This is a genomic window from Streptomyces sp. NPDC053431, assembly GCF_044544925.1.
Classification (GTDB): domain Bacteria; phylum Actinomycetota; class Actinomycetes; order Streptomycetales; family Streptomycetaceae; genus Streptomyces.
Map to the genome: position 1 here is coordinate 255981 of NZ_JBITXX010000005.1, position 25432 is coordinate 281412.

The 25432-nt window shown below is 71.3% G+C and carries 19 protein-coding genes; 13 read left to right on the forward strand and 6 right to left on the reverse strand.

The features are described 5' to 3' along the window. The first annotated feature begins 72 nt into the window (after positions 1-72). The 8 genes from ACIGXE_RS15775 to ACIGXE_RS15810 are packed head-to-tail and all read left to right on the forward strand — an operon-like array spanning position 73 to position 10672. Positions 73-1125, forward strand: a complete 1053-nt coding sequence (locus ACIGXE_RS15775) for an ABC transporter substrate-binding protein (RefSeq protein WP_399747522.1) — start codon at positions 73-75, stop codon at positions 1123-1125. A gap of 1 nt (position 1126) precedes the next feature. After that, positions 1127-2266, forward strand: coding sequence for an LLM class flavin-dependent oxidoreductase (locus ACIGXE_RS15780; RefSeq protein ID WP_399747524.1), 1140 nt, complete (start codon positions 1127-1129; stop codon positions 2264-2266). Then, positions 2263-2766, forward strand: coding sequence for a flavin reductase family protein (locus ACIGXE_RS15785; protein ID WP_399747526.1), 504 nt, complete (start codon positions 2263-2265; stop codon positions 2764-2766). Before ACIGXE_RS15780 ends, ACIGXE_RS15785 begins: the two co-directional genes overlap by 4 nt. Beyond that, a complete protein-coding gene (locus ACIGXE_RS15790) occupies positions 2763-3668 on the forward strand; it encodes an ABC transporter permease (RefSeq protein WP_399747528.1) in 906 nt (301 codons plus the stop codon). Before ACIGXE_RS15785 ends, ACIGXE_RS15790 begins: the two co-directional genes overlap by 4 nt. Beyond that, positions 3644-4420, forward strand: coding sequence for an ABC transporter ATP-binding protein (locus ACIGXE_RS15795; protein WP_399747529.1), 777 nt, complete (start codon positions 3644-3646; stop codon positions 4418-4420). Before ACIGXE_RS15790 ends, ACIGXE_RS15795 begins: the two co-directional genes overlap by 25 nt. Next, entirely contained in the window at positions 4417-5769 is a 1353-nt protein-coding gene (locus tag ACIGXE_RS15800) for an LLM class flavin-dependent oxidoreductase (protein WP_399747531.1), read from the forward strand. Before ACIGXE_RS15795 ends, ACIGXE_RS15800 begins: the two co-directional genes overlap by 4 nt. Beyond that, positions 5766-9638 (forward strand): ABC transporter ATP-binding protein, encoded by a 3873-nt coding sequence (locus ACIGXE_RS15805; RefSeq protein WP_399747533.1) that lies wholly within the window; start codon positions 5766-5768, stop codon positions 9636-9638. Before ACIGXE_RS15800 ends, ACIGXE_RS15805 begins: the two co-directional genes overlap by 4 nt. After that, entirely contained in the window at positions 9635-10672 is a 1038-nt protein-coding gene (locus ACIGXE_RS15810; RefSeq protein ID WP_399747535.1) for an aldo/keto reductase, read from the forward strand. The genes ACIGXE_RS15805 and ACIGXE_RS15810 overlap by 4 nt, the downstream gene beginning before the upstream one ends. Positions 10673-10800: 128 nt before the next feature. Here ACIGXE_RS15810 and ACIGXE_RS15815 read toward each other — a convergent pair whose 3' ends face one another. The 5 genes from ACIGXE_RS15815 to ACIGXE_RS15835 all read right to left on the reverse strand — a co-directional run bounded on the left by ACIGXE_RS15815 (position 10801) and on the right by ACIGXE_RS15835 (position 18517). Beyond that, complete coding sequence (locus ACIGXE_RS15815; protein WP_399747537.1) at positions 10801-11520, reverse strand: helix-turn-helix transcriptional regulator; 720 nt, start codon at positions 11518-11520, stop codon at positions 10801-10803. 16 nt (positions 11521-11536) lie between these two features. After that, positions 11537-12469: an alpha/beta hydrolase gene (locus tag ACIGXE_RS15820; RefSeq protein ID WP_399747539.1), complete on the reverse strand. Its 933-nt coding sequence runs from the start codon at positions 12467-12469 to the stop codon at positions 11537-11539. 412 nt (positions 12470-12881) lie between these two features. Next, positions 12882-14282: a DNA-binding protein gene (locus ACIGXE_RS15825; protein WP_399747541.1), complete on the reverse strand. Its 1401-nt coding sequence runs from the start codon at positions 14280-14282 to the stop codon at positions 12882-12884. Positions 14283-14585: 303 nt separating this feature from the next. Further along, a complete protein-coding gene (locus tag ACIGXE_RS15830; protein WP_399747542.1) occupies positions 14586-15728 on the reverse strand; it encodes an ABC transporter substrate-binding protein in 1143 nt (380 codons plus the stop codon). A gap of 122 nt (positions 15729-15850) precedes the next feature. Continuing rightward, on the reverse strand, positions 15851-18517 hold the full coding sequence (locus ACIGXE_RS15835; protein ID WP_399747544.1) for a SpoIIE family protein phosphatase: 2667 nt from the start codon (positions 18515-18517) through the stop codon (positions 15851-15853). A 420-nt stretch (positions 18518-18937) separates the two neighbouring features. On the opposite strand from ACIGXE_RS15835, the gene ACIGXE_RS15840 reads away from it, so the two are divergent. The 5 genes from ACIGXE_RS15840 (at position 18938) to ACIGXE_RS15860 (ending at position 23800) form a co-directional block, all read left to right on the forward strand. Further along, entirely contained in the window at positions 18938-21001 is a 2064-nt protein-coding gene (locus tag ACIGXE_RS15840) for a SpoIIE family protein phosphatase (protein WP_399747546.1), read from the forward strand. Positions 21002-21178: 177 nt separating this feature from the next. Then, positions 21179-21655 (forward strand): SPW repeat protein, encoded by a 477-nt coding sequence (locus ACIGXE_RS15845; RefSeq protein ID WP_399747548.1) that lies wholly within the window; start codon positions 21179-21181, stop codon positions 21653-21655. A gap of 342 nt (positions 21656-21997) precedes the next feature. Further along, positions 21998-22330, forward strand: coding sequence for a GYD domain-containing protein (locus tag ACIGXE_RS15850; protein ID WP_399747550.1), 333 nt, complete (start codon positions 21998-22000; stop codon positions 22328-22330). Positions 22331-22336: 6 nt separating this feature from the next. After that, complete coding sequence (locus tag ACIGXE_RS15855; RefSeq protein WP_399747552.1) at positions 22337-22639, forward strand: flavodoxin domain-containing protein; 303 nt, start codon at positions 22337-22339, stop codon at positions 22637-22639. 822 nt (positions 22640-23461) lie between these two features. Next, positions 23462-23800, forward strand: a complete 339-nt coding sequence (locus tag ACIGXE_RS15860) for a MerR family transcriptional regulator (RefSeq protein WP_399747554.1) — start codon at positions 23462-23464, stop codon at positions 23798-23800. Between the two features lie 435 nt (positions 23801-24235). Here the strand turns inward: ACIGXE_RS15860 and ACIGXE_RS15865 are convergent, their stop codons facing one another. Further along, positions 24236-25396: an agmatine/peptidylarginine deiminase gene (locus ACIGXE_RS15865; RefSeq protein ID WP_399747556.1), complete on the reverse strand. Its 1161-nt coding sequence runs from the start codon at positions 25394-25396 to the stop codon at positions 24236-24238. Positions 25397-25432: the final 36 nt, after the last annotated feature.

The following is a 25432-nucleotide window of genomic DNA, read 5'->3' on the forward strand; positions in this document are numbered from 1 at the left end:
GGCGCCGGCGGCAACCCATCCAGACCGCGCATCCGTCGTTGCGCCGAACACGCAAAGGGCCCCGCTACCGTCATGACCACATACCCCTCAAGACCGTTGAACCGCCGAGGATTTCTCGCCCTGGGCGGCGGTGCGCTGCTGACGCTGGCGGGCTGCGCCTCCTCCGACGGGCCTGATTCCGCGACGCTCGGCGCGCTCCCGACCGTGGCACCCGACAAGAGCACCACCCTCCGCGTCGGGGTGAGCACGACGCAGGCTCAGCTGGCTGCCGAACCGTCGCTCGGCCCGCTGCCCTTCTCCGCCACATGGGTCCGGCTCAACGGCGGGCCGGAGACCATTCAAGGATTCCGAGCGGGGGCGGTCGATCTGGCCGCCAACGCCGGAATGCCGCCGATCCAGGCGCATGACATCGGCGTCGACGCCAAGATCGTCGCCATCTCGCACAACACGGCGGTCACCTACATCCCGACCACCCGGCCGGGCAGCGACATCAGGACGGCGAAGGACGTCGTCGGCAAGAAGATCGCCTTCTCCCAAGGGCAGGCGCAGGGCGTCACCATCCTGAAATGGCTGAAGGAGAACGGGATCTCCTACAAGGACGTGACCCTGGTTCCCTTGCCGAGTTCGCAGTTCCTGACCGCTCTCCAGGGCAAGCAGGTCGATCTCGCCCCGCTGACCGAGCCGTCGCTGACGAAGTATCTGGAGCAGTACGAAAAGGACGGCGCGCGGACACTGCCCACCGACGTCCAGGACCTGCTGAGCCTGCTGTGGGCGCCCACGTCGGTGCTCGCCGACGACCGGAAGGCCGCCGCGATCCAGGCGTTCATCCCCGTCTGGGTCAAGGGCAACAACTGGGCCTGGGAGAACCCCGAGAAATGGATCGACTCCTACTACGTCAAGGACCAGGGCGTCACCAGGGCCGCCGGCGAACGGATCGTCAAGACACGCAAGAAGCCGCTCTACCCGGCGGACTGGGACTCCTCCATCGCCTGGGAGCAGTCGATCGCCGATCTCATGTCCGGCGCGGGCTTCGTCAAGAAGTTCGACGTCAGCGTGCTGTTCGACCGACGGTTCGAGCACATCGCCGCGCAGGCCGCACCCGCCGAGTACCGCGGGCAGGCCTGAGATGGGCGAGTACCTCTGGTACATCCCGAACACGGTCGAGCCCGGTCATCGCGGCGACGACACCGTCGACGGCTGGGGCACGCTCGACCACTCCACGGAGCTGGCGCGGGCGGTCGAGCACCACGGCTGGGCGGGGGCCCTGCTGGGCACCGGCTGGGGGCGACCGGACACCTTCACCGTCGCGGCGGCCCTCGCCGCGCGTACGACGACGTTCAAGCCGCTCATCGCGATCCGGCCCGGCTACTGGCATCCAGCGAACTTCGCGTCGGCCTCGGCCACGCTCGACCGGCTCAGCCAGGGACGGGTCCTGGTCAACATCGTCAGCGGACTGGACGACGCCGCGTCGTACGGCGACGGCGAGTTCGACCAGTCGCGCCGCTACGAGCGCACGCTCGAGTTCCTCCAGCTGGTCCGCCGTCTGTGGAGCGAGGAGGAGGTGACGTTCCACGGAGAGCACTACCGGGTGGACGAATCCAGGGTGCGGCCGCGTCCTTGGGGCGCCGAACAGGGCCTCCACCCGCGGCTGTACTTCGGCGGCGCGAGCGCGGCCGCCGAGCGGGTCGCCGCGCGGGAGGCCGACGTCCAGCTGTTCTGGGGTGAGCCGCTGGACGGCATCGCCGGGCGGATCGACCGGCTGCGTGCGCTCTCCGAGACGGTCGGACGCAGACACCGGCCGCTGGAGTTCGGGCTGCGCGTCACGACCCTTGTCCGGGACACCACGGAGGAGGCGTGGCGCGCGGCGGAGGAGAAGGTCGCCCGCATGGCGCGGCAGGGCCCGCACGCCCAGGAAGCGTTCCGGCGCCGCACGGCAGTCGGCCAGCAGCGCCTTCTCGACCTGGCGGCGCGGGGCGACGTCCTGGACAGCTGCCTCTACACCGCGCCGGGCCGCTACGGGGGCGGCGGCGCCGGTACGACGTGGCTGGTCGGCTCCGCGCAGGAGGTCGCCGACGCGCTGCGGAGGTACCAGGCGCTGGGCGTGACCCATTTCGTGCTGTCGGACACGCCGTACAAGCAGGAGATCGCCCGGGTCGGCGACGGGCTGCTCCCCCTGCTGAAGGAGCCCGGCCGAACCGATGCGTCACCGCCGGCCGGAAGAACCCAGCGGCTGCCGGCCGCGCATCCGACGGAGGCTCCCGTATGACCGCGGTGCTGCACGACACCACATCCCTGCGCGCCGTGTACGGCGCGTTCCCCACCGGCGTCACGGCGATCGCCGCCCTGATCGAGGGAACGCCGGTCGGGCTGGCGGCCAGCTCGTTCACGACGGTGTCACTCACGCCGCCGCTCGTCTCCGTGTGCATGGCGCACACCTCCAGCACCTGGCCGGTGCTGCGCCGCGCCGAGCGCCTGGGCATCAGCGTGCTCGGTGCGGAACACGGGGCGCTCTGCCGGCGGCTCGCCGGTCCGAGTGACGAGCGGTTCGCCGGAGCCGCGTGGCAGGCCACACCGGACGGCGCGGTGCTGCTGCACGGTGCCGGCGCCTGGCTCGAGTGCTCGCTCGACAACGAGGTCCGCGCCGGTGACCACGACATCGCCGTGCTCCGCGTCCACGACCTGCGCCTCGACGAGGCAGTGGATCCCCTCGTCTTCCATTCCAGCACGTTCCGCTCGCTCGCCCCTCGATCCCGGGAGCCCCGATGAACCTTGACATCGCCCGTACGGGCGGAGGCACCGCCACCGTCACCGGCGCGCCGCAGAAGGCCCCTCCGACCTCCGCACCGCCGCTCCGGCCGGCCCCGGAAGCCGGCGGTCTGGTCCCGGCGCGCCGGCGACGACTCGGGCGCGGCAGGTCGATCCCGTTCGGCCGGCTCCTCGGCCCGCTGCTGATCATCGCCGCCTGGTGGGCGGCCTCGGCAGCCGGCTGGCTGGATCCGCGAAAGCTGTCGTCCCCCGCATCGGTCCTGTACTCCGGCCAGGACCTGTGGACCAGCGGGCGGTTGCAGGACAGCGTGCAGACCTCGCTGAGCCGCGCCCTCCTCGGCCTGCTCATCGGGGTCGCGGCCGGCGTCGTGCTGGCACTCGCGTCCGGGCTCTCTCGCATCGGCGACGCGTTCGTGGACGGCACGCTGCAGGTCAAGCGCTCGATCCCCAGCCTCGCTCTGCTGCCCCTGCTGATTCTGTGGCTCGGGATCGGCGAGACGATGAAGGTCGTCGTCATCGCGCTCGGTGTGCTGGTGAGCGTCTACATCAACACGCACGCGGCGCTGGTCTCCATCGACGCGCGCTATGTGGAACTCGCCGAGGCACAGGGGCTCTCCCGCCGGCAGTTCCTGCGCAAGGTCGTGCTGCCCGCCGCTCTGCCCGGCTTCTTCACCGGCCTGCGGCTGGCCGTGACCGCGGCCTGGCTCGGCCTGATCGTGGTCGAGCAGATCAATGCCACGTCGGGCATCGGCTACATGATGTTCCAGGCCCAGCAGTACGCGCAGTCCGGGATCATCCTCGTCGGCCTGGTGCTGTACGGCGCCTTCGGGTTCGCCTCCGACGCCCTCGTCCGCCTGGTGGAAGGGAGGGTGCTCTCGTGGCGTCGTACGATCACCGCCTGAACGGCGCCCCGGTGGCCGAAGCCCCGGATTCCGCCGCCGTCCGCATCACCGACCTGACCCGGTCCTTCGGGGACCGCCGCGTGCTCGACCGCATCGACCTGACGCTCGCCCGCGGTGAGTTCACGGCGCTGCTGGGACGCAGTGGATCGGGCAAGAGCACGCTGCTGCGCGCGGTCGCCGGTCTCGACCACGGCACGGTCGGCTCGGGGGAGGTCCTCGTGCCGGAGCGGGTCTCGCTGGTGTTCCAGGACTCCCGGCTGCTGCCGTGGTTGAAGATCCTCGACAACGTCGTCCTCGGGCTGCCCGGGAAGGACGCCCGAGCACGCGGCCGCGCCGCCCTGGACGAAGTCAGCCTGGTCAAGCGGGAATCCGCCTGGCCGCACGAACTGTCCGGCGGCGAGCAGCAGCGGGCGGCCCTGGCCCGGTCACTGGTCGGTGAACCGGAGCTGTTGCTCGCCGACGAACCCTTCGGCTCCCTGGACGCGCTGACCCGCATCCGTATGCACCGGCTGCTGCGCCGCCTGTACGAGACGCACCGGCCCGCCGTGCTGCTCGTGACCCACGACGTGGACGAGGCGGTGACCCTCGCCGACCGGGTGCTCGTCCTCGAGGACGGCGACTTCGTCCAGGACCTGCGCATCGACCTGCCCGCCGAACGCGACCCCGGCGACCCCCGATTCCAGCACTACCGCACCACCCTGCTGGGCGCCCTGGGCGTCCTGCCCGCCCACCGTACGAAGGAACAGCCATGAGCAAGCGAGCCGGACAACTCCACCTCAACGCCTTCCTGATGGGTGTCGGCCACCACGAGGCCGCCTGGCGGCTGCCGGAGTCGGACCCGTACGCCGGCTGGGACGTCGCGCACTACCAGAACCTCGCCCGCATCGCCGAGCGGGGCAAGCTCGACTCGCTGTTCCTGGCCGACAGTCCGGGCCAGCACGGCGACCCGGCGCGCAGGCCGGCCGGACAGCTCGAGCCGACGGTGCTCCTGACGGCGCTCGCCGGGGTGACCGAGCGCATCGGCCTGATCGCGACCGCCTCGACGTCCTACAACGAGCCGTACAACCTGGCCCGCCGGTTCGCTTCCCTCGACCACGTGTCCGGTGGACGGGCCGGGTGGAACATCGTCACGACCGCCGGAGCGGACGCGGCCCGCAACTTCGGCCTGGACGACACGCCCCTGCACAAGGAGCGGTACGAACGCGCCGACGAATTCCTCGAAGTCTCCACCAGGCTCTGGGACAGCTGGGCCGACGACGCGATCGTGGCCGACAAGAGCGCCGGCGTCCACGCCGACACCGCGAAGGTCCGCAGGATCGATCATGTCGGGCGGTTCTTCCGCGTCGACGGCCCTCTGAACGTCCCCCGCTCACCGCAGGGCCACCCCCTGCTGGTGCAGGCCGGTTCTTCCCAGGACGGCAAGGCCTTCGCCGCGCGGTGGGCGGAGGCGGTGTTCACGGCGCAGCAGACCCTCCAGGAGGCTCAGGCGTTCTACGCCGACCTGAAGCAGCGAGCCGTGGCCCACGGACGTGATCCGCACGGAATCAAGATCCTGCCCGGCATCGTGCCGGTCATCGGCGACACCGAGGCCGAGGCGGCGGACCTGGACCGTGAGCTCGACCGGCTGATCAGCCCGGAGTTCGCCAAGCGGCAACTCGCCCAGCTGCTCAAGCTCGATCCGGACGCCCTCGACCTGGACGGCACACTGCCCGCGAACCTGCCGTCGGAGGACGAGATCGAGGGTTCCAAGAGCCGGTACACCCTCATCGTGGACCTGGCCAGGCGAGAGAGGCTGACGGTGCGACAGCTCATCGGCCGGCTCGGCGGCGGTCGCGGGCACCGGACGTTCGCCGGCACGCCGGTCCAGGTGGCCGACGCGATCGAGGAGTGGTTCGACAACGGCGCCGCCGACGGGTTCAACATCATGCCGCCGGTCCTGCCGTCCGGACTCGACGTGTTCGTGGACAGAGTCGTGCCGATCCTTCAGGAACGCGGGAGGTTCCGCACCGACTACACGGGTACGACCCTGCGCGAGCACTACGGGCTGCCGCGCCCGGCGGACTCCCTCACGACCGCGTCGGCCGTCGGAGCGTCCGCGTGACGGTCACCCCCTGTAGGACCGCGGACCGTACGTCCCAGGCATCCCCCGGACCGGGCACTTCGGGATGGGTACGTCGGCTGATCCGGTACTGCCTGGCATACCGCGCCGACCTGGCCTGGGCGTACGGCGCCGCGCTGACCGCCGCGGTCGCCACGGCCGTGCTGCCGCTCGTCCTGCGCCACGTCGTGGACGGGGCGGAGGCCTCGGACGCGGCACATCTGGCCCCGTGGGTCGGGCTGCTGCTCGGCATCGGCGCGCTGCGGTTCGGCGCGAGCTTCCTGCGCCGGTACTGCTCCGGACGGGTGTCCCTCGGCGTGCAGTACGACCTGCGCAACGACGCCTTCGCCGCGCTGCTGCGCCTCGGCGGCCACCAGCAGGACGATCTGCACACGGGCCAGGTCGTCAGCCGCGCCATCTCCGACGTGACGCTCATACAGATGCTGTTGCAGTTCCTGCCGAACATGTTCGGCAACGCACTGATGTTCGCCATGGCGGTGGCGGTGATGGCGTCGCTGTCGCCCCTGCTGACCCTCGTCGCCCTCGTCGTGGGGCCGGTGCTCTGGCTGATCGCGTTCCGCAGCCGCAACGACCTGTTCCCCGCCAACTGGCATGCGCAGCAGGAGGCGGCAGAGGTCGCGTCGACCGTGGAGGCGGCGGTCGCGGGCGTCCGCGTGGTCAAGGGGTTCGGCCAGGAGCGGCGCGAACTGGACGCGCTGGAGCGGCGGTCGCGCAGCCTGTTCTCCTCCCGGGTCCGCATCGCCCGGCTGACCAGCAAGTACAACCCGGCGCTGCAGGCCGTCCCGGCACTCGGGCAGGTCGCCGTGCTCGCACTGGGCGGCTGGCTGGCGCTGCACGGCAGGATCTCCCTCGGCACATTCGTGGCGTTCACCGCGTACCTCGGTTCGTTCGTGACGCCCGTGCGCCAGGTGGCCATGCTGCTCACCGTGTGGCAGCAGGCGCGCGCCGGAGTGGAACGGGTGCTCGACATCGTCGACGCATCCTCCGACACCACCGACGCACCGGACGCCGTCGACGTGCCGGACGGGCCGCCGGCCCTCGAGTGGGACGGTGTGGTGTTCGGCCGCGACCGGACGGCCGGCCCGCTCCTGGACGGGTTCACCCTGCGGGTCGAACCGGGGGAGACACTGGCCCTTGTCGGTGCGGCCGGGTCGGGCAAGTCCACCGCGGCATCGTTGCTGCCGCGGTTCTACGACCCGGCCGCCGGGACGGTCCGGGTCGGCGACGTCGACGTACGCGAGCTGCGCGCGGCCGATCTGCGGGCCCGGATCGGCTTCGTCTTCGAGGAGCCGCACCTGTTGTCCGACACCGTGGGGGCGAACATCGCCTACGGTCGCCCGGAGGCCCCGCACGCGGAGATCCGTCACGCGGCACGGCTCGCCCAGGCGGACGGATTCATCACCGCGCTGCCGGACGGCTACGACACCGTGATCGGCGAGCAGGGCCTCACGCTCTCCGGCGGGCAGCGCCAGCGGATCGCGCTGGCCCGGGCGATCCTGCACGACCCCGCCGTACTGGTGCTCGACGACGCCACCTCCGCGATCGACGCCCAGGTCGAGGCGGCCATCCACACCGGACTGCGGCAACTGGTCCGGCAGCGCACGACCTTGGTCATCGCCCACCGGGCGTCGACGCTCGAGCTGGCCGACCGGGTCGCCGTACTCGACCGCGGCCGGGTCGTCGACATCGGAACGGCCGCGGAGCTCCAGGCGCGCAGTCCGCTCTACCGGTCGCTGCTGTCCCCCGACGAGCAACCCGGCGAACTCGGCGTGGACGAGGCGTCCGCAGCGGAGGCTCCGCGCCCGCGCGGCGTGACCGAAGAGCTCTGGCGCGGCGGCCCGGACACGCCCACGAACGGCCGGGACGTCGGCGCGCGGGTCGCCGCCGCCTACGCGCAGGCCGCCGCGACGTCCGGGCCGGGCCGGACGGGGCACGGGGCGGGTCTGCTTGGCGGCGCCCCGCCGAGCCGGGAACTCCGGGACCGGCTGGCCGCCTTGCCGCTCGTGGACACCGACCCGAAGGTCACGCCCGAGCAGGCACGCGCCTGGGACCCGGACTTCGGGCTGCGGCCGCTGGTACGCCCGTTCCGGCTGCCCCTGCTCGCCGGTCTCGCGCTCGTCGGCGCGGACGCGCTCGCGCAGATCGCCGTCCCGGTGCTCGTCCGGCACGGGGTCGACAGCGGCGTCACCCGGTCCGCGCCCGCGGCGCTGCTGCTGATCGCCGCCGTCGCGACGGTGGTGGTGCTGCTCGGCTGGCTGGTCAACGTCGCCCAGGTACGGGTGACCGGCCGCACGGGCGAGCGCCTGCTCCACACCCTGCGGGTACGTACCTACGCCCAGTTGCAGCGGCTCGGCCTCGACTACTACGAGCGTGAGCAGGCCGGCCGGATCATGACCCGGATGACCACGGACGTGGACGCGCTGTCGGCGTTCCTGCAGACCGGTCTGGTGACCTTCGTGGTCTCCGCGCTGACGATCCTCGGTGTGCTCGTCGCCCTCCTCGTGATCGACGCCGGACTCGCCGTCACCCTGCTCCTCGTCCTGCCGGTCCTGGCCGCCGCCACGGCACTGTTCCGCTCACGGTCGTTGCCCGCGTACCTCGAAGCGCGGGAGCGGGTCAGCGCGGTCAACGCGTACCTCCAGGAGAACGTGACCCTGATCCGGGTCACCCAGGCGTTCGACCGTCAGGCGCACAACGCACGGGACTTCGCCGAGCTGGCCCGGGCGTTCCGCGACGCCCGGCTGCGGGCCCAGCGGCTCATGGCGACGTTCTTCCCGTTCGTCGAGTTCCTGAGCACGGCCGCGACCGCGGCCGTGCTGGTGATCGGCGCCGGGCAGGTGCGCGACGGCCGGCTCACCGCCGGAACCCTGATCGCGTTCCTGCTCTACGTCGAGCTGTTCTTCTCGCCGATCCAGCAGTTGTCCCAGGCGTTCGACGGCTACCAGCAGGCGGTCGTGGGACTCGGCAGGCTGCGCACCCTGATGCGCGAACCGGTCGGCACGCCCGCCGCCGCGCGCCCCGTGCCCGTGCGTGAGCTGCGCGGTGAGATCGAGTTCGACCGGGTGTCCTTCGCCTACCGGGACGGCGAACGCGAGGTGCTCCACGAGGTGACCCTGCGCGTCGCCGCCGGGCAGACGGTGGCCCTCGTCGGTACGACCGGCGCGGGCAAGTCGACGATCGTCAAACTCGTCGCCCGTTTCCACGACCCGACGACCGGGACCGTACGGATCGACGGCACCGACCTGCGCGCACTGGATCCGGACGGGTACCGGCGTCGGCTGGGAGTCGTCCCGCAGGAGACCCACCTGCTGGGCGGGACGGTGCGGGACGTGATCGCGTACGGCCGCCCGGACGCCACCGACGCGGAGGTGGAGGCCGCGGCGCGGGCGGTCGGCGCGCACGAGATGGTGGCCGGGCTGCCGTCCGGCTATCTGACCGAGGTCGGAGAACGCGGCCGGGGCCTCTCCGCCGGCCAGCGGCAACTGCTCGCGCTGGCACGGGCCGAGCTCGTCGACCCGGACATCCTGCTGCTGGACGAGGCCACCGCGTCTCTCGACCTGGCCGGTGAACGCCGGGTGGCCGCCGCGACGGCCGCGCTCACCCGGCGGCGCACCACCCTCGTCGTGGCCCACCGGCTCACCACCGCCGCCCGCGCGGACCAGGTGATCGTCCTGCGGGACGGCGAGGTCGCCGAGGTCGGCACCCATCAGCAACTCCTCGCGGCACACGGCCCGTACCGCCGGCTCTGGGACGCGTTCCGCGCCGCCGGCACCGCAGCGAGCGTCGACCGACTCGCCGAATCCGGGGCAGCGCCCGGACGGCTGTCCACTCCCACGGAAGGAACGTCATGACCATCCCGTACCGGCCCTTCGGCCGCACAGGCGTGCAGGTGAGCGCGCTCGCACTCGGCGCGATGAACTTCGGCGCCCGGGGCAACCCGAGCCACGAGGACGGGGTGCGCATCATCCACCGCGCCCTCGACGCCGGGATCAACATCATCGACACGGCGGACGTCTACTCGCAGGGCGAGTCGGAGGAGATCGTCGGCGAGGCGCTCGCGGGCCGCCGGGACGACGTCTTCCTGGCCACCAAGTTCCACGGCCGCATGGGGGAGGACGTCAACCGGTTCGGCAACTCGCGACGGTGGATCGCGCGCGCGGTCGAGGACAGCCTTCGACGGCTGCGGACCGACCACATCGACCTCTACCAGGTGCACCGTCCGGAGGAGGACACCGATTTCGACGAGACCCTGGGTGCGCTCTCCGACCTCGTCCACCAGGGCAAGGTCCGCTACCTCGGCACCTCCACGTTCCCGCCGTCCCGGATCGTCGAGGGGCAGTGGACCGCGGAGAAGCGGGGCCGCGAGCGGGTGGTGTCCGAGCAGCCGCCCTACTCGATCCTGGCCCGCGGCGTGGAGGCCGAGGTACTCCCGGTGGCGCAGCGGTACGGACTGGCGGTGATCCCGTGGAGCCCGCTCGCCGGCGGCTGGCTGACGGGGCGCTACCGAGCCGGCGGGCCGCAGCCGGAGTCCAGCCGAGCGGCCCGCCAGCCGGGGCGCTTCGACGTCGACAGCACGGAGAACGCGGCCAAGTTGGAGGCCGTCGAGGCGCTCGCTGTCCTGGCCGAGCAGGCCGGGATCACCCTGATCGAGCTCGCCCTCGGCTTCGTGCTCTCCCACCCGGCGGTCACCGCGCCGATCATCGGTCCGCGCACGCTGTCCCAGCTGGAGGAACAGCTCGGGGCGGCGGCCGTTCCGCTGCCGTCGGACGTGCTGGACGAAATCGACAAGATCGTCCCGCCGGGTACCACCCTCTCGGCGCGGGATGCGGGGTACGTGCCGCCGGGCCTGCAGGACCCGACAGCACGACGACGGGCCGGCCGCTGACCGCGGTCATGTCCGGCGCGGGCTCCGGCGCGGGCTCCGGCGCCTGAAAGGTGATCGGACTCGTGCCGGGGGCCGACCCGGTCGCGTCGCAGCCAGATGTCGCGCGCCCGGACGAGTAGTTCCGACGGTCACGGCGGGGAGACGAGTGAAGCCAGGGCGGCGGGCTGTCCGGCGTCGGCGGCGGCGGAGCCGAGCAGGAGGTCGGTCAGATGATGGGTTCGGGCCTGCTCGCCGGTCGGAACCGCCGCCGTGATGCGGTCGAGCCGGAAGCCTCGGCCGGCCTGTCTCATGCGGCACCAGGCGATGAGGTACCACTTGCCGTCGGCGGTGAGCAGTCCGGCCGGTTCGACGGTGCGGTCGCTCTCCTGCCCGGCCGCGTCGACGTAGGACAGTCGCAGCACGGTGCCGTCGGTGAGAGCCTGCTCCACTGCGGTCCGGACCGACTGCACGGTACGCGTCGGCAGCGCGACGATCCGGGCGGCGAGTCGTCGGGCCGCCACCGAGGCGGGGCCGGTCATCGAGGCCGCGATCTTCTGGGACGCCGTACGGACCGCGCCGGCGTAGGGAGCGGAGGCGTCGGCGGCGGCGAGCGCGGCGACCAGCGCCGCGGCCTCTTCGGCGGTGAAGCCGATCGGGGGGAGGGTCATCGCCGGGTCGATCGACCAACCGCCGCCCCGCCCGGTTGTGGTGCGGACCGGGACGCCCGCTTCCATCAGCGCCTGGAGATCGCGCTGCACCGTGCGGGTGCTCACCTCGAACCGCGCGGCGAGTGCGGCGACCGTCAACGGTCGCGGCGTCGCCGCGCGCAACTCTTCCACCAGCGCGTAGAGCCGAGGAGTGCGGTTCATGGGGCCGACGCTACCGTCACGCGCCGGCCAGAAAGTCCCGTTCCCGCTGCTGCTCGCGAGCGGTGACGGTGGTCGGGAACAGAGTGAAGCCGTGCATCGCTCCCGCGACGACGCCGAGTTGTACGGGCGACCCGGCCGCCTGCCATCGCTGGGCCAGGAAGAGCGAGTCGTCCAGCAGCGGATCCTGAGCGCCGACGACGATCCGGGCGGACGGCATGCCGGTCAGATCGGCGTACAGCGGCGAGATCTCGGGATCGCGGCGCTCCTCCGCACCCATGTCCGGCGTGAAGAGCTCGTAACTTGCGCGGAGCGAGTCGGAGTTGCTCAGCAACGGCCGAGAGCCGAACAGCCGCTGGCTCGGTGTCATCGACAGGTCGTACGGGCCGAAGGCCAGGTGGGCCGCGCGGAACCTGCCGGTGACGCCCTGCCGGTCGCGAAGCCGCAGCAGGGTCAGGACGCTCAGGTGGGCACCGGCCGACTCGCCACCGATCAGCAGTCGCCGAGTGCCGAACTCGGCCTCGGCGTGGTCCACCAGCCACCGCGCTGCCGCTTCGCAGTCGTCGGGGCCGGCGGGGAACGGGTGCTCGGGTGCCAGGCGGTAGTCCACGCTCATCACGGCCAGCCGGGCTTCCACGGCCAGCCGCCACAGCCTCTCGTCCTGCCCGTCCGCAGAGCCGAACGCCCAGCCACCGCCGTGTATGTGCAGGTACACGCCGTCGACGTGGTCCGGCACGAACGCCCGGAACCTCACCCCACCCCCGACGACGCGGTCCTGTCCCTGCGGCAGTCTCACCGGGGGCACGTCGCCACCCAGCCGGTTGCGCCGCAGAAGCGCCAGCACCTCTGCGCCCGGCGCCGGCCCACGCGGCGGACGGCTCGCGGCAGCAGCCTCGAACCGGGCGTTGAATGCCAGTGTCTCGGCGAGGCAGTCCTCATCTGTGATCGTCATGCGCCGACCGTCGCATCTGCTCGCGACAACACCCTGTCACCCTTTCCTTGTGGCCTGCGTCACACCTCCTCTCCGCCCGCCCGACGTCCTGACCGCCCCGTGCCATGAGTGAGCCGGCGTCCGCCCTCATAGCCGAAGGCGCCCTGCCCCGCGGGGTAGGTGCCGCGCAGCTTGAGGCAGGCGAACCGCCTGTGACGGGGGCGCGCGTGGTGAAGATCAGGTGCTGGGCAGACCGTCGAGTGCGGTGTGGACGCTCCGCAGGCCGCCGGGCAGGGCGGCGGCTCCTGCGGTCGGCGCGGCCGCGGGGAGGAACCGTCTGCGGTCGGGACGATGCGGGTGCCAGCCGTCGAGGAACGGGCGACTTCGTGTGTTCGGGCATGGCGCCAGGTGGACACCGGGGCGCGCATCATGCTCAGTTGCCCACCGTGCCTCGAAGTTCGTCCAAGGTGAGACGCGCCTCCCGGGTGGCGACGCCTCCGTCGAAGCGGATGCCCTCGGCCGACAGGACGTCGGCGGGAGAGTCCGTGCGGGTGGGGTCGGTCCAGCGGAAGCCAGGGCTGACACGGCCCGCCGTGTTGAGGACCCGCCAGGCGTTGGGGCACTGGCGACACGTGGCCAGGTGGGTGCCGACCGGGACGGCGTGGCTGCCGATCACGGTGGCCACGTCTCCGTATGTCGTCCACCGGCCCGGAGGAACGGCCGCCAGGAGCGCGTGCAGGTTCGTCCAGTCCTTGCCGGTACCGCTGAGCTGCTTGGCCAGGCTGGCGAGGCTGGTGCCGGCCAGGGTTCGCCACTCGTCCGGGTCGACGGTGTCCGGGACGTGTGCGGTGTCGACGTCCCACCAGGTGGTTCCCTGTATGCCGTCGGCCTTGCGGCCGGTCACGCTCGTGAAGATGTGGTTGGCCAGTCCGGTCGGGGTGTAGGGCCTGCCGTCGGCCTGCCATGTCAGTGGCTTGGCGGTGTTGTTGCTCCACGTGACACTTGCTCGGCTGTCGTCCTCACGCACCCAGGCGAGAATGTTCTCGCGGATGCCATCGGTCACGCCGTGTCTTGGTGTCAGGGTGAGGAAGGCGCCGTCCGGGAGCAGTCCAGCCCCGACGACGACGTGCACGGCGTTCCGGGCCCGCGAGCGTTCCTCCAGCTTCTGGGCTGCTGCCTTGGCCTCGATCCGGGCCGGCGCGAGAGTGAACGCCTCCACCTCCGGGGTGGGATAGACCTTGGTGAAGCCGGCGACGAGCTGCTCCTTCACCTTCCACAGCCCTACCTGGATGAGGTCGATGTCGAGGTTCATCTCCGACAGCCAGACCACGGTGTGGGTGACCTGCTTGGGGAAGTCGGCGGCGATGATCACCTGCCTGGGACGCTGGAGGAGTTCGGGGCTCCATTCGCCATCCACGTGGTCCAGGAGGCGCTTCCGGCACTCGTCGAGTTCGAGAACCTCGCCCCTGCCCTTCCGGAAGTCGCGGTGGGCCTGCGCCAGCGTGTCCAGGTCGAACCTGGACACCAAGGCAGCGTAGGTGATCGCCTGGAGGTGCACGTCTCGGTCGGCAGATCCGCGCTTCAGTTCGACGACCACGAGCCGCCCGGTGGCGTCCAGCCCCAGGACGTCCAGCCGGTCCCGCGCCGGCACCCCGTCCGTGTCGGCCCACCGGTCGAATTCCGAGGTGATCACGAGCACCGACTCGCCGAGGACCTGAGGGTTGGCGATCACCCACTCTTGGAGGTGCTGTCGCTCGAGGAGGCCTTCCGCCGCCAGCGCGGTCGGTGAGACGGGCGTAGCGGAGCCCTCGTCGACGGTGAAGAGATGATCCACGTTGTCCCCCTGACCAATCCATGATCCGCGCTCCCACGCCGACCGTCCCGAGCCTATGCGCGGGTCCGCCCCGGGTCAGTTACTTGCGGCAGATCGTGGAGGCAGGGGGAGCCGTCGGGAAGCCGCTTCTCAGGTCGGCCCCCGACGGCCCCGATGGCTCCCAGGAAAAGGCAGCAGCCGGTCGGCGTGAGTGCTGCAACACCTGCGGACAGCTCACCGAACATGGCGTCGACGCAGCGTCGCGGCGTACCGGGGTCCGGTAAGGGCGGCGGGTGCACGCCCGGTCAGGAGTGCCCTTGGTCCTCAGCTCGAGACGGCCTCGGCCCAGCCCCGGTTGACGGTCTCTCTCGCCTTCTCCCTCTGCGCCTCCGTCGGAAACGTCGGCGTGCCCTCGACCGTCGGCAGTTTCTCGGCGGCGGCCTTGTCGAGGGTGCCGTCCTTCTCCATGGCGTCCATGAGGACGGGGCGTGCGTAGGCGCCGAGCCGGAGGTTCTGGCCCTCCGGGCTGAAGACGTACTCCTGCCACAGACGTGCCGCGGCGGGGTGCGGAGCGTCTTTGTTCACCCCGTTCGCGTAGTACTGGGCGAAGCTGCCGTCGAAGGGGATGGCGGTCTGCCAGTCGACGTCCGTGCCCTTCTCGCGGAATGCGTCGGCGTATCCGAGGTTGAGGAAGTCCCAGTCGATGCTGATCGGGGTCTGGCCCTTCGCGATCGTGGCCGGGGTGGATTCGACCGGGATGAAGTTGCCGTTCCTGCTGAGCTCGGCGAAGAAGTCGATGCCGGGCTGGACGTCGTCGAAGGAACCCCCGTTCGCCAGGGCCGCCGCGTAGACCCCGGCGAAGGCGGAGCCGGACCTGGTGGGGTCGCCGTTGAGCGCGACCTTGCCTTTGTACTCGGGCTTGCGCAGGTCGGCGAAGGTCGCTGGGCAGGTCGTGACGCGTTTGGCGTCACAGCCGATCGAGATGTAACCGCCGTAGTTGTTGCTCCAGCGGGCCCCGTCGTCCTTCTGTTCCTTGGGGATCTCGTCGTACGCGGCGACCTTGTACGGGGCGAGCAGGCCCTGACGTGCCGCGGACTGCGCGAACGAGTCCCCCACGTCGATCACATCGGGGGCGCGGCCTTTGCCCCTGTGCTCCTTGAGGGCGTTGATCTCGTCCTGGCTGGTGCCTTCCGGGGTCTCCACCGTGACCCTGATCCCGTACTTCTTCTCGAAGCCGTCGATCAGCGCGCCGTAGTTGGCCCAGTCGCTCGGAAGCGCGATCGTGTGGAGCGAGCCCTCTTTCCTCGCCGCTGTGGTCAGTGCCGCCATGCCGCCGGCGTCCGCGGCGGAGGTGGCCACCGCGGGTGCCCTGGGCGCGGTGGCGGGCTTGTCTCCGCAGGCGCCGAGGGGCGCCGCGAGGACCAGGCAGGCGGCGACGAAGGCTGTCGGGAGACGACGTGTGGGCACAAAGGCTCCATAACGGGCGGTCGCGTACTGATCGAGGCCAGCGTACGTTCGGCGGCCTCGGCAGCGCAGTCCCAGACGGTGGTGTCCGCTGTCTTCCCTGCGGCTGCCGTACCGGCGCGTTCTCAGAACCCCTCGTCGTCCCACCCGGCCAGGAGCGCCTCCCCGAGACCCATGGCGTGCGGTGCGGCCCCGTCGTGGAGGGCCTGCTCGCTCCAGATGATCTTGCCGCGGGCGGTGTAGCGGGTGCCCCAGCGTTCGGCGAACTGCGCGACGAGGAACAGGCCGCGGCCGCCCTCGTCGGTGGCCTCGGCCCGGCGCAGGTGCGGGGAGGTGCTGGAGCCGTCGGAGACCTCGCAGATCAGTCTGCGGTCGTACAGCAGCCTCACCCGGATGGGCTCGGTGCCGTAGCGGATGGCGTTGGTCAGCAGCTCGCTGAGGATGAGCTCCGTGGTGAAGGCGATCTCCTCCAGGCCCCAGTCCGCCAGTCGGCGGGCGCAGGCGTTGCGCACCGGGGACACCGCCGCGGGGTCGGGCCGCACGTCCCACTCGGCGATCCGCGCGGGGTCCAGCCGGCGGGTGCGGGCCACCAGCAGCGCGACGTCGTCGCTGGGCCGGGTGGGCAGCATCGCGTCGATCACCGCGGTGCAGGTCTTCTCCGGGGTGCGGGCGGGCCCGGCCAGGGCGGCGCTCAGCGCTGCCAGGCCCGCGTCCGTATCGCGGTCGCGGCTCTCGATCAGCCCGTCGGTGAAGAGTGCCAGCCGGGAGCCCTCGGGCAGGGTGACCGTCATGGTCTCCATGGGCAGGCCCTCGCCCAGGCCCAGCGGCGGGGAGATCGGCACCTCGGGGAAGGACACGGTTCCGTCGGGGCGGACCAGGGCGGGGCCCGGATGCCCGGCGGTGGCGGCCGTCACCTGCCCCGAGACGGGATCGTAGACGGCGCACAGGCAGGTGGCTCCGGTGATCCCCTGCCACTCCTGCTCGTCGGTGTCGATGTGGGCGACCAGCTCGTCGAGGTGGCTCAGGAGTTCGTCCGGGGGCAGGTCGAGGGTGGAGAAGTTGTACACGGCGGTGCGCAGGCGGCCCATGGTGGCGGCTGCGTGGAGACCGTGGCCGACCACGTCGCCGACCACCAGGGCCACCCGGGCGCCGGGCAGCGGGATCACGTCGAACCAGTCACCCCCCACACCGGCCTGGGCAGCCAGATAGCGGTGCGCGACCTCGACGGCGGACTGCTCCGGTACGCCCCGGGGCAGCAGGCTGCGTTGCAGGGTGACGGCCATGGTGTGCTCGCGCGTGTAGCGGCGGGCATTGTCGACCGCCAGTGCCGCCCGGGCGGTCAGTTCCTCGGCGAAGGACACGTCCTCCTCGTCGAACGGCGGGGAGTCCTGCCCCCGCCAGTAGCCGGCCATTCCCAGCACCACGCCCCGGGCCCGCAGGGGCACGGTGATCAAGGAGTGGATGCCGCGGTCCAGGATCCGCAGGGCGTTGGCCGGGTCCTGGGTCCGCCAGCCGTGGGTGGTGCGCAGGTCCGCCTCCAGGACCGCCCGGCCTTGGGCCAGCCCGGCCGCCATGGGGCTGGTGGGAACGAACCGGATGAGCTTGCCGACGGGGTAGAGCGGGTGGTCGCCCTGGAGGCCGACGGCGGCGGTGCGGCGCATCTCGGTGCTCGCTTCGGCCGGCTCCTCGCCGCGCAGCACCGGGTCCAGGAGGTCGACCGTGACCACGTCGGCGAACCGTGGGGCCGCCACCTCCGCCAGTTCCTCCGCGGTGCGCTCCACGTTCAGCGTCGTTCCCACCCGCACCCCGGCGTCGTAGAGCAGCTTCAGCCGCTCGCGGGCCACCTCGGCCCTGCCGGAGAGTGCCCGCAGCTCGGTGGTGTCCCGCAGCGTGACGACGGTCCCGGCCTGCCCGTAGGGGGCGGTGGGACGGATGTTCACCGACAGCAGCCGATCGGCTGCCATGTGCAGCTCGTCGGTCGCGGCACGGCCCGAGGCGATCGGCTCGGCGATCCCCTCCTCCAGACCCAGGTCCGTGACGGGGAGGCCTTCCGCGTCCACGGGCAGCCGCAGCAGCCGCCGCGCCTCGTCATTGGCCAGCAGCAGCCGTCCGCCGCCGCCGACGATCAGCACGCCCTCCCGCACCGCGTGCAGCACCGCGTCGTGGTGCTCGTACATCCTCGTCATCTCGGCCGGTCCCAGGCCATGGGTCCGGCGCAGCAGCCGACGGCTCACCAGAGCGGTTCCGCCCGCGGACAGGGCGAGCACCGCGGCCGCACTGCCGAGGACGACCGGCAGCTGCCGGTTCACCATGCTCCGGACGTTCTGGACCGTGACCGGGGAGGAGACGACGGCGATGACGCGGCCGTCGCGGTCCTTGACGGGGACCACCGAGACCACGGACTGCCCCAGGGACCCTTCGAACGTCTCGGTGAACGACTTGCCGGCCGCCGCCTCGGAGAAGGGGCCGACGACGTGCTTCCCGATCTGCCGCGGGTCGCTGTGGGCGAGGGTGACCCCGGAGAGCGTGTACACGTTGATGCCGTCGACCCCGGCGATCTTCCGGGCCGCCTCGGCGCTCGGCTGGAGCACCGCGCTCGGATGGGGGCTGCGCAGGGCCGCGACGATTCCCGGAGATTTCGCGAACGTTCCGGCGGCGGCGAGCGTACGGTGCCGGGCGTCCGCCATGCCGGCGCTCCCGGCTTGCACCACGAGCGCCACCACCGCGGCGGCGACGAGCAGCACCACCACGGCCAGCTGCAGGAGGAACACCTCGCCGGCCACGCTGCGCACGCTCAGAAGGGAGGACAGACGCTGCGGCCGCCGCGCCCCTTCCTTGGGGGACCGGGCGTGCTCCTGACGCTCCTGGTGGCTTCCTGAGCGGGGACGCCGAGGGGGAGGGGAAGAGCTCGCGGTCCAGCCGAGCAGCCGACGTCGGACGTGTCCAAGCAGGACGCTCATACTCCATTTTCTAACCTCTGGGAGCCGTCGGCAGCGGGGAGCGACCGGTCGCCGACCGGCGATCGGCCCCCCTCCGCAGAGCGAGGATGTGGTGAGGCGCGGCGCGCGGGGGCGCGTCCTGCCGCGCCGAGCCGGTCACCGGCGGCCGGGGGCGTTTCTCTCGGCTCGGTCCTCGCCACGGCGCACTTCGCGCCGCGGAATGCCCGTGGTGTCCGGATAATGGATGGAACGGCGAGTGGAAGGGGACATCTCGTGCCATCGGCTCGGCCGGGGGGCGAGGAGACCCACGGCCCGTTCTGGTCCGAGCCGGGGACGCTGCTCGAGCACGTGCCCGTGGCCGTCTTCGGCCTCGATGACGGGGACCGCGTCTGTTACTGGGGGCCCGGCGCGCGGGACCTCTTCGGATATGACGCCACCGCCGTCCTGTCGAAGCCCGGCGCCGTTCTCTTCGCCGACGGACCCCCGGGCGCCCCCGATCCGTGCTCCCGGCTGACCGAGCGAGGCCGGACCCAGGGTTACTGGAGGGGGCGGCTGCCGGCCCGGCACCGTGACCGCACCGTCTTCGACTGCGGTTTCCGTGCCTTCTCCGTGACCGGATCCGGCGGTCCTTCGGTGGTGATGGTCCTGGCGAGCCGCAGTGACGAGCTCGATCGGGTCAAGACCAATCTCGCCTTCCTCGACGCCCTCTTCGAGACGTGCCCCATCGGTCTGGTCATGCTCGACCAGGACCTCCGGTACGTCCACCTCAACCAGGCGCTCGCCGACATGGACGGTCTGCCGATCGAGGCCCACCTCGGGCGGCGCGTGGACGAAATCATGCTCATGTCCGACGGTGGCGAGTACCAGCGCATGCTCCGCGGCGTCGCCCTGGGCGGAGCGCCGGTCGTGGGCACCCTGGTCGGCATGCGTCCCCGGGGGCATCCGGACCGTGATCAGGTGCGGTCGGTGAGTTTCTTCCCCCTGAGCCAGGCGGTCGGCTCGCGCCCGGGAGTGGGCGGGCTGATGCTGGACGTGACCGACCGGGAACAGGCCATCCTGGAAGCCACCGCCAGCCGTCGACGGCTGGCCCTGCTGGACGGGGCCTCCACCCGCATCGGGACCACCCTGGACGTGAACGTCACCGCCCAGGAGCTGGTCGACGCCTCGATGCCGGACTTCTGCGACGGCGCCGTGGTCGAAGTCGTGGAGTGGATGGACGAGGCGGAGGACTTCGACCCGGCGCGACCGCTGTTCACCCGCAGAATCGCCTCCGGCACGATCCTGCCCCCTCCGGCCACCGAGCTCGTGAGCGGGGTGGAGAAGGTGCGGTATCCGCCCGGCTCCGTCATCCACGACATGCTGAGGTCCGGTCGCGCCATCTCCGCCGTGGTGAACGAGGAGTTCCTGGCACGGACCGTCCACATCGAGTCACGCGCACGGCTCTTCGCCGAGAGCGGGTTGGCCTGTGTCCTCGTCGCCCCGCTCATCGCCAGGGGTACGGTCCAGGGAATCGCCATGTTCGGCCGGTCCACGGGCCGGCCGGCCTTCACCCGGGACGATGTCAGCCTGGCCGGCGAGCTCGCCTCACGGGCTGCGATCTGCCTGGACAACGCCCGTCTGTACAGCCGCGTCCAGGACATCGCCCTCACCCTGCAGCGGGCGTTGTTGCCCAGCGCGTTGGCGACCAGCCCGTACGTGGACGTGGCCCACCGGTACGTACCCGGCAGTCGGATCACCGAGGTCGGCGGCGACTGGTACGACGTGATCAGCCTGCCCGACGGCCGGGTCGCGCTGGTGGTGGGCGACGTGATGGGGCACGGTGTGTCGGCCGCCGCCGCCATGGGCCGCCTTCGTATCACCGCCAAGGCCCTGGCCAGGCACGACAGTGAGCCTGACGACCTCCTCACCGAGCTCGACGCATGCGCCCAGGAGGCCGGCATCGAGCTGGCGACGTGCCTGTACATCGTCTACGACCCGAGGAGCGGAGGCGCCCGCATCGCCAGCGCCGGCCACCCCCCGCCCCTGGTACTCCGGCCGGACGGCACGGTGGAGACCATCGACGACGTCCTGGGAGTCCCTCTCGGCGTCGGCGGCTGTCCTTTCCGGACGATCGAGATCGAACTCCCCGGGAACGCGAGTCTCGCCCTGTACACCGACGGCCTCATCGAGACACGTGGCGCGGACCTCGAGGCCGGCCTGAAGGCCTTGCGCGCCGAACTGGGCAGGGCGACGGGCCCGCTGGAAGCGATGGCGGACCGCATCCTCGCGAGCCTGCTGCCCGCCCAGCCGGCCGACGACGCGGTCCTGGTCCTCGCCCGCGTCCGCCGCGCCCCTTGAGGAGGCGTCGAGTCCGGTGGGTCGTGCCGGCTGCTGGCAGGCGGCCGGCGGGAGGCTCGACCGTCACCCCCGGACCACCACGAGGCGACCGCGCATCGCAATGCAATATTCACCCGTATGGTCCATTTATGTGGAATTTATGGGTAAGGGGTGGGGGAACGTCTTTCGGAGGTCATCATGGCGTCAACTCATCGCGCACCGATCGAAGAACACCCCGACCTGATGGAACTGCGCGCCCGGCACGACAGGGCCGCCGCCACCCCACGAGCGCAGATGATCGAGGCCCTCGCCCTGATCACCGGCCTCTTCCTGGCCGCGTCCCCCTGGATCGTGGGCTTCAACGGCTTCACCACGCTGGCCGTCACCAACCTCATCGCCGGGCTCGCCTACATGCTGCTCCTCGGCGGCCTCGGCACCTCGTACGAACGCACCCACTCCATGGCCTGGGCCGCGGCCGTCATCGGCATCTGGACCTGCGTCGCCCCGTGGGTCGTCGCGGGCGATGTCGCCCACACCCGCTCCATCACCAGCAACCTCATCACGGGAGCCATCGCCACGCTCCTGGCTCTCGCAGCGGCCTCCGCGGCACGTGACCGCACCGACACCCGGCGCGGCTCCCGCATGGGCCGGCGCCCCATGGCCGGAGACCGCTGACCCTTGGCACGAGATCGGACCCGGCCTTTCACGCAGGCCGGGTCCGGCCCCATGCCCCTTCGCAAGCCCTTGCCGAGCGGGCTCAGGTGCCGGGTCCGGCCGTCGGGCTCCGCAGGGCGTCGCCGACCGGGGCGCGGCGGGTTCCCGGGTCGCCGGCAGCCACATGCTGTCGAGGGCCGGCCCGAGGGCGCTCGGGAGGGACGCGCCGACGCAGGCCGCACACTCGCCGTCAACCGTGGGCTGTACCGGTCGTCGTGCCCGCTGTTCGGGGGATCTGCCGGCCTGTCCGGCGACTCTCCATCCCCGCGAGGGCATCCGTGGGAGAAACGAAGGAGAGACCCGATGCCGCTTTATCTGTCGAGGTTCAGCTACACGCCGGAGACCTGGGCGAGGCTGATCGGGAACCCCGAGGACCGCTCGGAGGCCGCTCGGTCGTACATCGAGTCCGTCGGTGGGAGGCTCCACGGCTTCTGGTACGCCTTCGGTACGCATGACGGCTACAACCTGTGGGAAGCCCCGGACGACGTGTCCATGGCCGCGGTCGCGTTGGCGATCAGTGGGGGCGGCGCGCTCAGCTCTTTCGAGACGACCGTTCTCCTGACCGTCGATGACACCCTGGATGCCCTGGGCAGAGCGGGGCGCGTCCGGTACCGGCCTCCTGGCGCGGAGCGGTGAGTTGCCATGGTCTCCGTCCGGGTCCTCTACGCGTCCGAGCATCGCTCCACGCAGGAGATCGCCGACCGGATCGGTGAGCGGTTGCGCCGGAGAAGGCACCCTGTGGAGACCCGGGAGCTGCGCGCGCCCTCCGAGGGACAGGGGCCCTTGCCGGGCGACGCGCTTGTGCTGGGCAGCGCGGTCCATGACGGCGCCTGGCTGCCGACGGCGGAAGGCTTCGTCGCGGACACGTTGCGTCTCCGTCCTTCTCGATGCGCGTCAGGTCGAGGATCCGCACCGCCGCTGAGCCGGGGTCCTTCAGCACGTTGAGCCGGATGGTGCAGTTCTGCGAAGGCCGCAGCGTTTCTCCGGCCCCAAGAACACCACCATCATCCGGTTGCCTGCCCGAGGTCGACAGCCCACAGGCCCTCGACACTCGCCGGCGGCCAGCCGTCCTCTTCGGTGCGTGCCTCCGGCGGTTTCTCACACGGCCTGACCCTGGCACGGCTGCCGTGCTCCCTGCATGCGTCTCCGCTCTGCTCTGCTCGAGGTCAATTACCTCATGGGTGGGAACATGGAAATCTGTACTCGCTGCTGTAGACATCGCTGGATGTCGTAGCTATATTTTCTCTCGTAGCACAGAGAGACGGTTGGGCCTGGCAGAGAGGAACTGCCGGCAAGCAGTACACGTAGTTGCAGGACGGTACGGCGGTGGAGTTTCGAAGCCAGGGTGATTGCAGGACGGCGACGGAACTGACGGCCGGACCGGGCGGCCCGCAGTGATCAGGGGCCGCCGCGGCGGGACCGCGGTCATGGCGGATGCGGCACCCGCGAGTGCAGTACCCAGCAGTGAAGTCAGTGGCAGTACCCCCAGTGGTAAGTAAATGATCACCGAGGAAAGAACGGAGGAGCGAAGCGCCATCAGGATCGCCCGGACGGAAATTCTCAGTCCGGGTACCGCAGGACATCGATAGTGAGGTGGTCTCCGGTCAGGCAACCGCGATCCCCGCACCCCCGACAGCAGCCGTGTCGGGGCGGCGGACACAGAAGGCCGGCGCAGTATCAGGGCCGGCAGATGGTGTAGTAGTTCCTTCGGGGCCCTGGTGCCGTACGGCACCAGGGCCCCTCGACATGTCCCAGAGAGAGGTGCCGATGACAGCAGACGACTCCTACGACCGACTCGACGACGACGACTACCCCGCCTACACGATGGGCCGGGCCGCCGAAATGATCGGCACCACCCCCGCCTTCCTGCGTGCCCTGGGCGAACACCGCCTGATCACCCCGCTGCGCTCCGAAGGCGGCCACCGCCGCTACTCCCGCTACCAGCTGCGCATCGCCGCCCGCGCCCGCGAACTCGTCGACCAGGGCACCGCCCTCGAGGCCGCCTGTCGCATCATCGTCCTCGAGGACCAGCTCGAAGAAGCACAGCGCCTCAACGAGCAGTACCGCCGGGCTGCCGAGAAGGCCGAACCGTCCAACCCCGTCTGAGAACGGCAGCGCGCTCGCCGAGCGCACGAAGGCCGTCGTCTTGTACGGCAAGTCCCGCCGCCTGGACGCCGTCCCCGACGCCCCGACTTCACCGAGGGCATGGAGCGGCGCCGGGTGAGGAAGCTCTTCGCGGACCTGCCGCCGGAGGAGGGGGTGGGGATGTACGGCTTCCGGCACTACTTCGCACTGCACTTCACCAGTGGAACAGGTGGGCTTTGAGTCTTCTCGAAATGCGACGGCCCGCAAACGGTCCCGGCTTGGGCGCCGTCACGTCGGGGGCGACGCGTTCGGGGCTGTTCGGCCTCGGGTGCGGTCCCGCCGTGACCTGTCTCTGCGCTCTCGCCGGTGACGCGGCCGCGTCGGCGAGGAGAAGGACGGCGGAGTGCTGGCCCGAACAGCGCGATGCCGGGCCGGTCAGCGCCCCGTGGCCGTGGGTCAGGCCGTTGCCGGTACGACGGGCTGGGACTGGGTGGCGCAGTGGATGCCGCCACCGCCGCCGGCGATGTTGTCGATCTTGACCTGGACGACGGTCCGGCCGGGGTACGAGGCCCGCAGGATGTCGTAGGCCACACCGTCGGCGTAGCTGTCGCCGAACTGGGGGACGAGAACGGCGCCGTTGGCGGTGTAGTAGTTGGTGTAGCTGGACAGGAAGTCCGTTCCCCTTCCCCGGATGTACCGCCGGTCGGGTCCGGGGAGTTCGGTGATGTCCAGTCGGCGTCCCTGGGCGTCGGTGGCGCTCTGCAGGACTTTCTTGGTCTCGTTGTAGACGGCGACCCACTTGCTGCTGGTGCCGGGGCCGGGCTGGTCGAGGATCACCTTGCCGGGCGCGACGAAGCGCGCGAGGCAGTCGATGTGGCAGTCCGTGATGTCCTGCCCGGCCAGACCGGGGACCCAGATCACCTTGTCGGCACCGAGGGCCCACTTCATCGACTGCTCCACCTGATCCTGGGTCATGCCCGGGTTCCGGTTGCTGTTCACCAGGGAGCTGACCGTCGCCATCAGGGTGCCCTGGCCGTCGGTCTCCAGAGAACCGCCCTCGCCGACGAACGGAGCCTGGATCCTGTTGACCCCGTACCGGCCCAGCAATGTCGTGGCCGCGGCGGCGTCGTTGGCATAGGGCTGGTAGTAGCTCGTGCCGGTCTTGCCCCAGCCGTTGAAGTTGGTGTCCACACCGGCGATGGCACCGGGCGCGACCACGAAGGTGGGGCCGAAGTCCCGGATCCACAGGTCGTCGTTGGCTATCTCGACGACCTCGATGCCGTGGTACGCACCGGGACCGCAGATGTAACGGGCATCGGCGGCCTGCGAGGGACGCGCCAGGACGACGACTGGCTCGAACCGGGAGATGGCGTAGGCCACGCGGGCGATGTCGTTGCGGACGCCGTCGAGCTGCGTGGACCAGACCGACGAAAGCGCCGGCCAGGCCATGAAGGTACGGACGTGGGGGTCGGTCTCCGCGGGCATCCGCAGCGTGGCACCCGATCCGGCGGTGGCCGCGACGGCGGTCGTGGGCAGTGCGGACCCGAGGGCGGCGAGGGGCACGGCGGTCGCGCCGAGTTGGAGGAGCCGGCGTCGGGAGGTGAGGGGCGTGGCCATGGGGGTCCTTTGGTGAGGGGGGGCGAGGTTGTGGCG

Excerpts from the sequence above, each read along its gene's own strand:
- ACIGXE_RS15775 (WP_399747522.1), top strand. The coding sequence starts at position 73 with ATGACCACATACCCCTCAAGACCGTTGAACCGCCGAGGATTTCTCGCC.
- ACIGXE_RS15780 (WP_399747524.1), top strand. The coding sequence starts at position 1,127 with ATGGGCGAGTACCTCTGGTACATCCCGAACACGGTCGAGCCCGGTCAT.
- ACIGXE_RS15785 (WP_399747526.1), top strand. The coding sequence starts at position 2,263 with ATGACCGCGGTGCTGCACGACACCACATCCCTGCGCGCCGTGTACGGC.
- ACIGXE_RS15790 (WP_399747528.1), top strand. The coding sequence starts at position 2,763 with ATGAACCTTGACATCGCCCGTACGGGCGGAGGCACCGCCACCGTCACC.
- ACIGXE_RS15800 (WP_399747531.1), top strand. The coding sequence starts at position 4,417 with ATGAGCAAGCGAGCCGGACAACTCCACCTCAACGCCTTCCTGATGGGT.
- ACIGXE_RS15810 (WP_399747535.1), top strand. The coding sequence starts at position 9,635 with ATGACCATCCCGTACCGGCCCTTCGGCCGCACAGGCGTGCAGGTGAGC.
- ACIGXE_RS15815 (WP_399747537.1), bottom strand. The coding sequence starts at position 11,520 with ATGAACCGCACTCCTCGGCTCTACGCGCTGGTGGAAGAGTTGCGCGCG.
- ACIGXE_RS15820 (WP_399747539.1), bottom strand. The coding sequence starts at position 12,469 with ATGACGATCACAGATGAGGACTGCCTCGCCGAGACACTGGCATTCAAC.
- ACIGXE_RS15845 (WP_399747548.1), top strand. The coding sequence starts at position 21,179 with ATGGCGTCAACTCATCGCGCACCGATCGAAGAACACCCCGACCTGATG.
- ACIGXE_RS15850 (WP_399747550.1), top strand. The coding sequence starts at position 21,998 with ATGCCGCTTTATCTGTCGAGGTTCAGCTACACGCCGGAGACCTGGGCG.
- ACIGXE_RS15855 (WP_399747552.1), top strand. The coding sequence starts at position 22,337 with ATGGTCTCCGTCCGGGTCCTCTACGCGTCCGAGCATCGCTCCACGCAG.
- ACIGXE_RS15860 (WP_399747554.1), top strand. The coding sequence starts at position 23,462 with ATGACAGCAGACGACTCCTACGACCGACTCGACGACGACGACTACCCC.
- ACIGXE_RS15865 (WP_399747556.1), bottom strand. The coding sequence starts at position 25,396 with ATGGCCACGCCCCTCACCTCCCGACGCCGGCTCCTCCAACTCGGCGCG.